The sequence below is a fragment of the Desulfosarcina alkanivorans genome (genome assembly GCF_009688945.1).
GTDB classification, from domain to species: Bacteria; Desulfobacterota; Desulfobacteria; order Desulfobacterales; family Desulfosarcinaceae; genus Desulfosarcina; species Desulfosarcina alkanivorans.
On the sequence record NZ_AP021874.1, the window covers coordinates 2463663 to 2475036 of the forward strand.

Annotated in this window: 11 protein-coding genes and 1 pseudogene; 6 read left to right on the plus strand and 6 right to left on the minus strand. The window is 56.3% G+C overall.

Features of this window, described 5'->3' with window-relative positions:
• Positions 1-120: 120 nt before the first annotated feature.
• The 3 genes and pseudogenes from DSCA_RS32540 to DSCA_RS10960 form a co-directional block, all read right to left on the minus strand.
• Positions 121-633: pseudogene (locus DSCA_RS32540) on the minus strand (SDR family NAD(P)-dependent oxidoreductase); the annotation flags it as partial.
• The gene (locus DSCA_RS32545; RefSeq protein ID WP_231716449.1) at positions 536-1546 is read right to left on the minus strand and encodes a MaoC/PaaZ C-terminal domain-containing protein; all 1011 of its coding nucleotides are present in this window, start codon (positions 1544-1546) and stop codon (positions 536-538) included. The pseudogene DSCA_RS32540 and the gene DSCA_RS32545, both read right to left, overlap by 98 nt.
• Positions 1547-1617: 71 nt before the next feature.
• A complete protein-coding gene (locus DSCA_RS10960) occupies positions 1618-2268 on the minus strand; it encodes a TetR/AcrR family transcriptional regulator (RefSeq protein WP_155316465.1) in 651 nt (216 codons plus the stop codon).
• Positions 2269-2568: 300 nt separating this feature from the next.
• On the opposite strand from DSCA_RS10960, the gene DSCA_RS10965 reads away from it, so the two are divergent.
• Together DSCA_RS10965 and DSCA_RS10970 are read left to right on the plus strand one after the other, a co-directional pair.
• Positions 2569-2892, plus strand: a complete 324-nt coding sequence (locus DSCA_RS10965) for a hypothetical protein (RefSeq protein ID WP_155316466.1) — start codon at positions 2569-2571, stop codon at positions 2890-2892.
• Positions 2893-3052: 160 nt separating this feature from the next.
• Positions 3053-3916 (plus strand): rhomboid family intramembrane serine protease, encoded by an 864-nt coding sequence (locus tag DSCA_RS10970; RefSeq protein WP_155316467.1) that lies wholly within the window; start codon positions 3053-3055, stop codon positions 3914-3916.
• 79 nt (positions 3917-3995) lie between these two features.
• Here DSCA_RS10970 and map read toward each other — a convergent pair whose 3' ends face one another.
• On the minus strand, positions 3996-4886 hold the full coding sequence (gene map, locus DSCA_RS10975) for a type I methionyl aminopeptidase (RefSeq protein WP_155316468.1): 891 nt from the start codon (positions 4884-4886) through the stop codon (positions 3996-3998).
• Positions 4887-5171: 285 nt separating this feature from the next.
• Between map and DSCA_RS10980 the strand changes: the two genes are divergently transcribed.
• Both DSCA_RS10980 and DSCA_RS10985 read left to right on the plus strand, forming a co-directional pair.
• On the plus strand, positions 5172-5522 hold the full coding sequence (locus DSCA_RS10980) for a hypothetical protein (protein WP_155316469.1): 351 nt from the start codon (positions 5172-5174) through the stop codon (positions 5520-5522).
• A gap of 6 nt (positions 5523-5528) precedes the next feature.
• Positions 5529-5717, plus strand: a complete 189-nt coding sequence (locus DSCA_RS10985; RefSeq protein WP_155316470.1) for a hypothetical protein — start codon at positions 5529-5531, stop codon at positions 5715-5717.
• Positions 5718-5911: 194 nt separating this feature from the next.
• Here the strand turns inward: DSCA_RS10985 and DSCA_RS10990 are convergent, their stop codons facing one another.
• Entirely contained in the window at positions 5912-6307 is a 396-nt protein-coding gene (locus tag DSCA_RS10990; protein WP_155316471.1) for a phage holin family protein, read from the minus strand.
• A gap of 31 nt (positions 6308-6338) precedes the next feature.
• Entirely contained in the window at positions 6339-6617 is a 279-nt protein-coding gene (locus tag DSCA_RS10995) for an integration host factor subunit alpha (protein ID WP_155316472.1), read from the minus strand.
• Positions 6618-7285: 668 nt separating this feature from the next.
• Between DSCA_RS10995 and DSCA_RS11000 the strand changes: the two genes are divergently transcribed.
• Both DSCA_RS11000 and DSCA_RS11005 read left to right on the plus strand, forming a co-directional pair.
• Positions 7286-9352 (plus strand): PAS domain S-box protein, encoded by a 2067-nt coding sequence (locus tag DSCA_RS11000; RefSeq protein WP_155316473.1) that lies wholly within the window; start codon positions 7286-7288, stop codon positions 9350-9352.
• Positions 9353-9367: 15 nt separating this feature from the next.
• Positions 9368-11065 carry a sigma-54 dependent transcriptional regulator gene (locus DSCA_RS11005; RefSeq protein ID WP_155316474.1) on the plus strand — a complete coding sequence of 566 codons (1698 nt, stop codon included), beginning with the start codon at positions 9368-9370 and terminating at the stop codon, positions 11063-11065.
• Positions 11066-11374 lie beyond the last annotated feature (309 nt).

Consider the following 11374-nt stretch of genomic DNA (forward strand, 5'->3'; position numbering starts at 1 on the left):
CGCCGCCGCCCGGTTAACAAAGCCCATCCCGGTATTGAAAATGGCCCCGGTCCGGTTGCAGCTGTCGCTGCACAGGAACAGCACCAGCGGCGCCACGAATTCGGGTTTGGAGCGATCGAACGGATCGGGCGGCATCACGTCTTCGGTAAGCCTGGAGGCGGCAAGAGGCGCCACCGTGTTGACCATGATGCCGTATTTCTGCCCTTCCAGCTTCAACGTGTTCATCAGCCCCACCAGGCCCATCTTGGCCGCGGCATAGTTGGCCTGGCCGAAGTTGCCGTATAACCCGGCCGCCGAAGTGGTCATGATGATGCGCCCGTATCCTCTTTCCTTCATGGCGGCAAAGGCCGGCCGGGTCACGTGGTAGGCGCCGTTCAGATGCACGTCCAGCACCGCCTGCCAGGCCTCCGGCGGCATTTTCGCAAAGCTTTTGTCCCGCAGGATGCCGGCGTTGTTGATCAGGATATCCACCCTGCCGAAGGCGTCCAGAGCGGTCCGGATGATGTTCCCGCCACCGTCTGCGCTGGCCACGCTGTCATAATTGGCCACGGCCTGCCCGCCCGCAGCCCGGATTTCGGCAACCACCCGGTCCGCCGGAGAGGAGGACCCACCGCCGGGCCAGTTCCAGGGCATAGACCCGGCCCAGGCCCGCACCGGCACCGGTGACCACGGCCACCCGGTCGTCGAAGCGGATTTCTTCACCGGGAATGTCACCGTATTCGAATTCACCGTTGTCGATGACGGTCTGGCCGTTTTCGGCGTTGACGGTACGCCAGACGGCCTTTCCGTCGGCGGTTTTCCAGATCAGGGTCCGGATGGGAACCCCCGGATACAACGTTTTCGAAAAACGGCAGGCCAGGCGGCGGACCTGATCGGGCCGGCCCGGCACCAGAGATGTGATCAGGGCCCGACAGGCGAATCCGTGGGTGCACAGCCCGTGCATGATGGGCCGGTCGAACCCGGCCATCCGTGCGAATTCCGGGTCTACGTGAAGATGAAAAATGTCCCCCGACAGCCGGTAAATCAAAGGCTGGTCCGGGGATGGCGACGCCTCGACCACCATATCGGGTTCCCGGTCCGGAAATTCCACGGGAGGCTTTTCCCGGTCCTGGCCGCCAAACCCGCCGTCCAGACGGCCGAATATGGTGGTCTCACTGGTGAACAGCTTTCGCCCGTCAGCGTTGACGGTATCGCTTTGCGCCACGATCAGGGCGCCCTTCTCTTTTCCCTTGTCGAAGTAATCCACAATCCGTCCGGTGGTGAACAGCGTGCCGTCGGTCGGGATGGGGCGGTGGAAGATCAGCTCCTGCTCCCCGTGCAGGATGCCGGCCAGGTTCACCCCTGAAGCGATGGCCGCCTGTGACAGAAAATCGAAAATCATCGCGATGGAAAAGCTGGGGATGACCTGCTGGTCTTTTTCAAAACAATAGTCGAGTTCGGAAAACCCGGCGCCGACCCCCAGCGCATACAGGGCGGCATCCTTCCAGGTGTAGTCCCGTTTCATGGGGCCGATGGGTTTACCGATGGCATCCATGTTGAGCGCCATGACGGTCCCTCCTTACCGTATATGGGTGAGCGCATCGGGGCGGCCTGATCTAACCACCCGTCTTTTTTCATTCAATCGGCTTCGGATCCACCGTCGGCAGAACCGCCGGTAAAGGCCGGAATCAAGAAGAACTTGAGGGTTTCTTTGACCACATCAAGGTATGCGGCCGGGTCGACCACCAGGATCGGCCGGAAGAAACTTTCGCCCGATATTAAATTGAGCATGGCATTCCACAACGTCATGATGCGGGCCTTGGCCTGGGGCGTGATGTGCTGCTTGTCGGTGGCCAGGCCCATGGCAATGGCAATTTTGGCAATGTGGCCGGCCAGTTTTTCGTCCAGGCTCACTTCTGTTTTGGATTTACTGAAATAGCCCAGCAGGAGCAGGTTCGACGCCTCGGGGGTGTCGAGAAGATAATCGCACATGATGTCAATGGCGATTTCCAGACGATCCGCCAGCCCCCTGCCGCTGGCCTGTCGCTCGATGATCTTGAATTGCGCCTCGATGCCTTCGTTGAGGTCGGTAATCACCGCCTCGTAAAGGTCGGCCTTTTTTCCCCAGTGATAATACAAGGTGGAAATGTCGATCCCCACCGCTTTGGCGATCATGCGGGTGGTGGTCCCCTGGAATCCGTATTCACCGAACAACCGCCGGGCGGCTGCCAAGATCCTGGCTTTGTTGGAGGTTGGATTTTTTCTTGCTTTTTCGAGGGGGGAAGGCATGGGCCGTCAGGCTCCCGGGTGATCGAAAAATTTCCATCAAATTAATCCATATCATGCTTCCATCATTTGATGGAAGCTTTAACGCGGGACTTGAAAGGATGTCAACGCTTATTATGCTGAAAACCGGAACATCATCGGTGGCATGATCCCGGAAGGATGGGCCACCGGCACCTGGGCGGGTCGCCGGGGAAAGCGCCGGCCAGCGGAATCCTAAAAAATGAAACTTGTGGGCGAAGTGCTTTACTTTTTTATCAATGGACTTATAATGCAGCCACTGTTGATCGAAGCAAGGAGAAATGGATGATCGCTAAAATTGAAGTTCCCAAAAACCTGGCGGGCTCTTTCAAGCGGGTCTCACGCCGGATTCCTGTTGGCCTGAGAAAAGATGAAGAGCTGATTAAAACCATTGTGGCCTACCTTCAGCTGGGGGGAGAGAAGCTGGCACGCCAGGCCGTTGAAGCCGCCAAGCAGAGCCTGGAACTGGAAGTGGCCCAAAGAAAGAAAAAAGCCAGGGAGGAGGCGCTGATCCGGGCTGCAGAGGCAAGACTGGCGGCCGCAGATGCGGAATCCGATGAATCCGAAGAAGATTTCGATGACGACGAAAACACCGACGACGATGTATAAGCGTATTGAGCTGCAAATCTCTATGCGGTGTGAAATGCAGCCCTGACCCGCCACGCCCCCCTTTCCAATTTTAAAATCAGGTGACCGAGTTGCAGCGGTGGCCTCCTGAACCGATGCCGGGCAGCGGCCGCCGCCAAGCAGGATCTTAAACAGGTTGCCGATGGTACCGATTTTCAATCACCTCAGCCGGGAACAGGCGAAGACCTTCAGCCTGGTTTTGAATTCCTCGGGCATCGGCAACCGGGTGGTCGGCACCGACGATGGATTTCGCATCGAGGTGCCGGAACCTTACACCGAAGCGGCCCGCAATGCCATCGGCCAGTATCAGGCTGAAAATCCTGAGGTCGCCTCGGAAACTCCGGCCGATGGCGGCCAGCCCACGTTCAACCTTTCCGGTATCGTCGTAGCGATTCTGCTGCTCTGCGTCCACCTGTCCGTTTTCGCCAGCGCCGCTCCCCGGGATTATGTCACCGTTTTCGGTGCCAGCGCCCACCGCATCATGGCAGGCGAGCTTTACCGGTGCGCCACCGCCCTCCTGTTGCACGCCGATGCCGCCCATATTGCCGGGAACATGGTTGCCATGGTCCTCTTCGGCGGTGCCGTTTGCGCGGTCACCGGATCCGGCGTCGGGTGGCTGATGATCGCAGCCTGCGGCATTTCAGGGAATCTGCTGAATGCATTCGCTTATGGCAGCGGGCACCTTTCCGTGGGTGCATCCACGGGCGTTTTCGGTGCAGTCGGCATCCTGTGTTCCCTTCAGGCGGTCAACGCGGCCCGAAGCGGCCGGGGATGGAAACGAACGATTCTGGTATTCGGTGCGGGGGCGGCGCTGCTCGCATTCCTGGGAGCCAGCGCCAGAAGCGATTTGGGCGCCCACCTGTTCGGATTCCTCTCCGGCGCGGTGATGGGGGGCGCCTATCGGCTGTGGATGACGCAGCCGCTGGAAAAAAGATGGCAGATCCTATGCGCCACGATCGCCGCTGCCGGACTCGTCCTGTCCTGGGTCCGGGGCGCGACCCGGTAAGGGGTGCAGGGTGGATCCGCACCCGACAGGAACCGCCGGCCACCGTGCCGCAACCCGGAAGAAGCAAGGTGGCGAGGCGCTACAAAGGATAGGGAGTAAGGCTTTCGACGCCGCTTTCGGTGACCAGCAGCGTCTGTTCAAACTGGGCTGAAAGGGATCCGTCACGGGTCACCGCCGTCCAGCCGTCGTCGAGGATAACCAGTTCTTTTCTGCCCAGGTTGATCATGGGTTCGATGGTGAACACCATGCCGGGAACCAGGCGCACGCCACTGCCGGGTCTGCCGTAATGGGGAATCTGGGGCGCTTCATGAAAATCCAGGCCCACGCCATGCCCCACGAATTCACGCACCACCGAGCAACCCTGGCCCTCAGCGTAGGACTGAATCGCAAAACCGATATCACCGACGGTACTCCCCGGCTTGACCACCGCCATGCCTTCGGCCAGGCATTGCCGTGACACGTCGACAATTTTCCGGGCCTTTTCACCGGGAGACCCCACCAAAAAGGTTTTGCTGGCATCGGCGTAGTAGCCCTCCAGAATGGAGGTGACATCCACATTGACGATATCCCCATCCGATAACGCGCGGGGACCGGGAATCCCATGGCAGATCACTTCATTGATGCTCACACAGACACTTTTGGGAAAACCGCGGTAATTCAGCGGTGCGGGAATCGCCCCGTGTCGGAGGGTAAAATCGTGAACCATGGTGTTGATTTCTTCGGTGGTCACTCCCGGGCGGATGTGGGGGGCCACCAGATCCAGGGTCTCGATGACCAGTTGACCGGCTCGCCGGATTGCTTCAATCTGATCCGGCGTTTTGATCTGAATGCGATGTTTTCTTGCGTATTGCACATCCGAGATCTTCGCTGGTGCAGGTTTATTGAGACAGCACCGCTTATATTTTTTCCCGCTTCCGCAAGGACAGGGGGCATTTCGGCTGATTTTTTCGCCATCACGCTTGTTTTTCACGACTGTTTTCCTTTTCTTAACCGCCGGTTGCTGTCACTGGGGCATTGGCGCCACAGGGTTAGCAACATGTACCGGAATCGGTCCATGGCTGTCAAATCATAATGTCGGCAACCCTTCAAAGGGGGATCGATTCCTGGCGGAGCGATTCCACCCGCCCGTCCATACCGGCAGCCCATGACGCTCCGTTTCTATTTTTTCACGACAGGACGGTTTGCCTGTTTGAGAACTGAAGAAGCTTGTGGTATGAACCGCGCATAAAAATAGTGACCAGATATCAGGAGGCGGATGATGACCCTGTCGGACAAAGAATGGGACCAGCGCATTTTGTGCAGTGATGGCAATTGCATCGGAATTATCGGTGCGGACGGCCGTTGTAAGACGTGTGGCCTGGCTTACGACGGTGAACTCCCGCTTCCTGTGACCGATTCCGGAAAAACCGATGATGCCGTGGACGAATTATCGGATGACGGACAGCCTGCGGAGGAAGCGCGTCAAACAGACGATGACCCGGCAATCGGCAGTGAGACATCGGATGACCCATGGGAGAACCGTAGGCTGTGCATCGATGAAAGCTGTATTGGCGTCGTCGGGCCGGACGGCCGCTGCAACGAATGTGGAAAACCCTATCCCGGATAAAACGCCATGGCACCCAACCAGCCCATAGAACCGGTCCTGAACGCGGCACTGGCCACCGTTTCGGATTTTATCCGCCAGGTGACCGGTCGCGAGGCGACCCAGGCAGAACTCGCCGATGCCCTGACCCGCTATTTTGTGCTCATCGAGATCAAGGATCACATCGTGATGATGCGGGAAGACGCTGAACCGCGATAGCGAACGCATTGCCCGCGGCTTGCCGCGGGGAATGCGTCAATGTTGCCTGAAAATTGATAGAATCGTGTTATTTTGCATTCAGGAGGGTTTCGCAGGACGCCCGGGGAATGAGGGGTACATAGGGTTCTCCGCAGTGACGAGGGATGAAGCGTAACGCAGATATCGGGCTTCCTGCGAAATCGTCAATAGTTCTATTAGCCCCAGCGGTTTCCCCCCTTATGCGTCAGATCGATGTATTGAACCGTTCCCCGCTCGCTGATGAACGATGTGAGCAGCCAGCTGACGACGCTGATGAACAGTGCACCGAGCAGAGCCGAACCGAAGCCATCCACCTCGAAACCCCGGATAACGCCGGAGGCCATCATCAGCAGGAGCGCATTGATGGCAAAGGTGAACAACCCCAGGGTCAGAATGTTCAGCGGGAGGGTGAGCAGCAACAGGATGGGGCGGAAAAAGGCGTTCAGGACGCCCAGAACGGCGGCGGCCAGAACGGCGGAGGAAAATCCGGAAACGCGGATGCCATCAATCATGTATGCCGCCAGAAAAATGGCAACCGTTAAAAACAACCACCTGACGACGATCCCTTTCATGGTATCTCTTTCATGCAGGGGGCAACTGCATTTAATTGATCTTGTCCCGCAATTTGCCTGAACATTTAAAGGTGACCACCCGGCGCTCGTCTAGCATCATCTCGTCACCCGTCGCCGGGTTCCTGCCCTTGCGCTTTTTCTTTTCTTTGACGCAGAACTTCCCGAAGCCACTGACCAGAACGTTTTCGCCGCCTGACAGGGATGCTTTGATGATCTCAAGAAGGGTTTCAACCGTCTCGGTCGCTTTTATCTTGGTGAGTCCGGTCTGATCCTGAATATTTTCTACAATCTGCGCTTTTGTCAGACTCATGCTGCTTGCCCCCTCTGATTTTGGTGACGCTGTCCCGGTTCGAGTCGCTTGACCGTGTGGCCGCTACCGGCTGTCGGTTGATTTTTTAAGGCCGTGTGGTCGCTAACCATCTAAATTGTAAATAATAATCACTGCCTCACGGTTAACTTGATGTCAGGAGTTGCTTCATTTGTCAAGAAAATATAGAAAATTAAGTACTTGTGTCAAAATGGACAAAGCGGGCGAATCAATGAATGAGCAATTAACATTTTGTAATAATTAGGCTTTAACACTATGCAAAAAAAGTATGGCGGACGCTGCCACGGCAAGGTCGCCCAAGGCGTATAAGCGGTGACGGACCACGGCAAGTCTCCCTTTAAAGCTGGCGTTGATCACACCTGCCCCGGAATCTTGAAAAAAGGTGCCGGACTTGAACGCCGGGACAATGGATGTGGATGCCGGATATCAAAGCGATGGCTATGTAAATATTTTCATAAAAAATGAGAAATTAAATATAGAGAAATCGGTTTGTGCAATCCGACGTGACCGGTGGATAGCCGTAACCAACCTATTTCATTATATACAAGCATATGCCAAAATCAGGCAGAAGAATTGCATGATAAGATGACGCGACATGATCGCCCTATTTGCATCTCCCTGCGATCTTTTCCCTTGAACGGATACGACGGATGACGCATACATATGACAGAATTGTCGACACCCTGTCCAGAAACCTTGTTCTGGCGGGAACCAGTTTCGGCATTATTTACTGGTTCATCGAAGCGTCGATCCATACCTACTTTTTCAAAGAAGGGCCCCTTTCCTCACAGGTCCTGAGTCCCACCATCCACGAAATCTGGATGCGGATGATCGTTGCCCTGCTCCTTGTCATATTCAGCTTCTATGGACAGATACTCATCAACCAGCGCAAGCGGGCAGAAGCAGCCGTCGTCGAGCGCGAAAAGGAAACCGCACTGATTCTGGAACATAACCCGGCGGCGATTATTCTCATCGACTCCCTCAGCCGTAAAATTGCCTACGCCAACAGCAACGCCCAGAAGATGGTCGGTGCTCCCATTGACCGGATTTTGGGGAATGCGTGCCATAAATTTTTATGTCCGGCGGAGAAAGGGAAGTGCCCCGTTCTGGACCTGGGACAGGGAATCGATATCTCAGAGCGCCCCCTGCTCACAGCGAAAGGAGAACAGGTTCCCGTTCTGAAAAGTGTGGCCAGGGTCCACTATCAGGGTCGGGAACATCTGCTGGAAGCATTTTTCGACATTACCGAGCAAAAGAAAATGGAGCAGACCATTCGCCAGGCCCATGCGGAACTGGATCAGATCTTTCAAACGGCCTCGGTAGGCATGCGTTTAATCGACCGAAATTTTAACATTCTGAAAGTCAACCATGCCTTCTCGGCACTTTCAGGCATCCATGGAGACCGTGCTGTCGGGCAAAAATGCTACGACGTGTTCGAAGGCAGCATGTGCCATACTGACGAATGCCCGCTGCAGGTCATACTGAACGGTGAAACCCTTACCGAATACGAAGTGAGCAAAAAAAGGTCCGACGGATCATCGCTGACCTGCATCCTCACGGCAACCCGCTTCGATGATCCCCGGGGAGACGTTGCCGGAATTGTGGAATCCTTCAAAGATGTCACTGAATTAAAAAAAACCCAGATGTTCCTTGAATCCGAAAGAGATAGACTCCACCGCATTCTTTTTCACCAGTTTGAAAATGTGGGCATTGTCAACGCGGAATATAAACTGGAGTATCAAAATGAACTGCTGAAAGGCCATACCGGCGGCAAAGCCGGCGGCTTTTGCTACCAGGTGTTTCGGGACAGGAACCAACCCTGTGAGATTTGCCTGATGCGCAAGGCCCTATCCACGGGAAAAATCCAGCGTTTTGAATTCGACACCCGTGCAGGCAGGAGTTTCCAGCACACCTACACCCCCTTTATCGACAATGACGGCCAAGGCAAGGCGGTTGTTTCCCAGCGCAATATCACGGAACACAAAGCCTCCATGGCGGCAGCCATCCGTTCGGAACACCTGGCCGCCATCGGGGAACTGGCTGCCGGCGTGGCCCATGAGATAAACAACCCCATCAACGGAATAATCAATTACGCGCAGATGATGGTCAACAAGACGGACACCGACGACATGCTGAACACGGTTTCCCGGCGGATCATCAAAGAGGGGGACCGCATTGCCGTCATCGTCAAGACGCTTCTTTCCTTTGCCCGTCGGGACAGTGAGAAAAAAGATCGGGTCCGGATCCACGATCTCATCGAAGATTCCCTGACCCTGACCCGTGCCCAGCTCCGCAAAGACGGCGTCCATCTCAAACTGGACCTGGACGACACCCTGGTGCCGATTCCGGCCAAAGCTCAGGAGATCCAGCAGGTGTTTGTCAACATCATCAACAACAGCCGGTATGCCCTGAACGAGAAGTACAGGGGGGCGCATGACGCCAAGCGGCTCGAGATCACCGCCGGAATGATCGCCGACAACGGACATTCAATGATGCAGGCCAGTTTCACCGACTGGGGTACGGGCATAAAACCGGAGTTGATGGAAAAAGTGATTCACCCGTTCTACTCGACCAAACCCAAGGGCAAAGGAACCGGGCTTGGGTTGAGCATCAGCCACCAGATCATAGAAAACCATGGCGGCAGGCTGCACCTGCAGAGCATGGCCGGCGTGTTTACCAAAGTAATCGTGGAGCTTCCCGTACAGTGCGCAAACTGATTTTTAAGGACAGACATGAACAAGAAGATCCTGGTTGTAGATGACGAAGAGAGCATCCGCTTCACCTTCGAAAATTTTTTGACCGAAGCCGGTTATCGGGTTGCCACGGCATCCAGCTATGACCAGGCACTCGATTGCCTGGATGGATCGGATTTCGACCTGATTTTCGTGGATATCATCATGGAGGGTCAAACCGGGATCGAACTGTTGCGGACGGTGAAGGACAAAAACCCCAATGCACAGGTGATCATGATCACCGGAGCCCCTAGTGTGGAAACGGCTTCGGAAGCCCTGCGGCTCGGTGCGCTGGACTATATCCTCAAGCCGGTACGCCAGAGGGACCTGCTCAAGGCTGCGGACCTGGCCTTTCGGCACAAGCGCATTGCCGATGAAAAAGACCACTGCCGATCCAATGTCGACGCCATTTTCAAGAGTGTAAAAGACGGCATCGTCACGGTGGACAAAAAGATGCGGGTGGTGGACGCAAACCAGGCAGCCGAAGCCCTGTGCGGATTCTCCCGTGACGACTCCCCGGGCGCATTCATCCGGACGGTAACCCGTGGCTGCGGGGGTGCCTGTGTGGAAGTGCTCAAGGAGGCCCTGGCCACCCGGGAAGCGGTGGAACTGCGCCATGTAGAGTGCCACCGCAAAGACACGGTCAAGCAGATTGTCAGTGTCCGTGCCACCCCGCTGATCGATCGCCGGGATCACTTTTCGGGCTGCGTCATGGTGCTCAGGGACGAAACCCGGCTGTTCGACCTGGAAAAAAATGTGAACAGAAACAGCGCATTTGACCGGATGGTCGGCACCAGCGCACCCATGAGGCAGGTGACGGCACTGATCAAGGCACTTGCCGACGTCCAGACCACGGTATTGATCACGGGAGAAAGCGGCACGGGAAAAGAACTCGCCGTCGATGCCCTTCACCGTGCGGGAGAGCGTTCGACGGGTCCGCTGGTAAAGGTGAACTGCGGCGCCCTGACGGAGAGCATCCTTGAAAGCGAGCTCTTCGGCCATGTGAAGGGCGCCTTTACCGGGGCGGCTGCGGACAAGATCGGCAGATTCCAGAAAGCCGACGGGGGCACCCTGTTCCTGGACGAAATCGGGGACATTTCCCCGAAAATGCAGCTGCAGCTGCTGCGGGTCATCGAGACCGGAACCTTCGAGCCGGTGGGAAGCGCCCAGCCCATGCATGCGGATGTGCGGGTGGTGGCCGCCACCAACCGCGATCTGGCGGCCAGGGTGGCCGAGGGCGCATTCCGGGAAGATCTCTATTATCGATTGAAAGTGGTACAGATCCAGCTGCCGCCCCTGAGGCAGCGCAAAACGGACATCCCCCTGCTCACCCGCCACATGATCGGCAAATTCAACCGCAAGTTCAATAAAACCATCAAGGCGGTGTCCTCAGACGTCGAAAGGCTCTTCCAGCGGCATGCCTGGACGGGAAACGTCCGTGAGTTGGAGAACACCCTCGAACACGCCTTTATCCTGTGCAACCAGCCGGTATTGACCCTGTCCCACCTGCCGGCCGATCTTCAGGCCCGGGCCGGTGGCCTTACCCTGTTCAACAGCCTGGACCGCCGTAGCGAGGTTGCGGCCATCGAAAAGGCCCTGAGAAAAACCGACGGCAACAAGGCCAAAGCCGCCCGCCTGCTGAGCATGAGCCGGAGGACCATCTACCGCAAGATCGAGAAGTACAATATCGCCGGCTGAGAGGACCGGACCCGATCATCGCGGCTTCTGTCCGTGAGAGACAGCCTCCCCATTCTCCCTTGCCTCGATAGCCCCCGACCGTGACCGGTTCATGGTTGGCGGTTTTTCTTCGCCTTTGAATTCTCCGTTTACCCAGAAGGTGCCAGCCCTTTTCCCTTCGGCCTTCCCGGCGGCACACTTTTTACTGTCACACTTGTGTGCCACGTGCAAATTACTCATCCCTCACATTGCTCATCCGGCAACGTTATCTTCAACCTTATAAAACCACAACATATTGAATAATTGACTAATAATGATAATGGCGAAAAC

What these genes read in the sequence shown, in the direction of transcription:
- DSCA_RS32545 (WP_231716449.1), bottom strand. Translation starts at nt 1,546, where the DNA reads ATGGCGCTCAACATGGATGCCATCGGTAAACCCATCGGCCCCATGAAA.
- DSCA_RS10960 (WP_155316465.1), bottom strand. Translation starts at nt 2,268, where the DNA reads ATGCCTTCCCCCCTCGAAAAAGCAAGAAAAAATCCAACCTCCAACAAA.
- DSCA_RS10965 (WP_155316466.1), top strand. Translation starts at nt 2,569, where the DNA reads ATGATCGCTAAAATTGAAGTTCCCAAAAACCTGGCGGGCTCTTTCAAG.
- DSCA_RS10970 (WP_155316467.1), top strand. Translation starts at nt 3,053, where the DNA reads ATGGTACCGATTTTCAATCACCTCAGCCGGGAACAGGCGAAGACCTTC.
- DSCA_RS10980 (WP_155316469.1), top strand. Translation starts at nt 5,172, where the DNA reads ATGATGACCCTGTCGGACAAAGAATGGGACCAGCGCATTTTGTGCAGT.
- DSCA_RS10985 (WP_155316470.1), top strand. Translation starts at nt 5,529, where the DNA reads ATGGCACCCAACCAGCCCATAGAACCGGTCCTGAACGCGGCACTGGCC.
- DSCA_RS10990 (WP_155316471.1), bottom strand. Translation starts at nt 6,307, where the DNA reads ATGAAAGGGATCGTCGTCAGGTGGTTGTTTTTAACGGTTGCCATTTTT.
- DSCA_RS10995 (WP_155316472.1), bottom strand. Translation starts at nt 6,617, where the DNA reads ATGAGTCTGACAAAAGCGCAGATTGTAGAAAATATTCAGGATCAGACC.
- DSCA_RS11000 (WP_155316473.1), top strand. Translation starts at nt 7,286, where the DNA reads ATGACGCATACATATGACAGAATTGTCGACACCCTGTCCAGAAACCTT.
- DSCA_RS11005 (WP_155316474.1), top strand. Translation starts at nt 9,368, where the DNA reads ATGAACAAGAAGATCCTGGTTGTAGATGACGAAGAGAGCATCCGCTTC.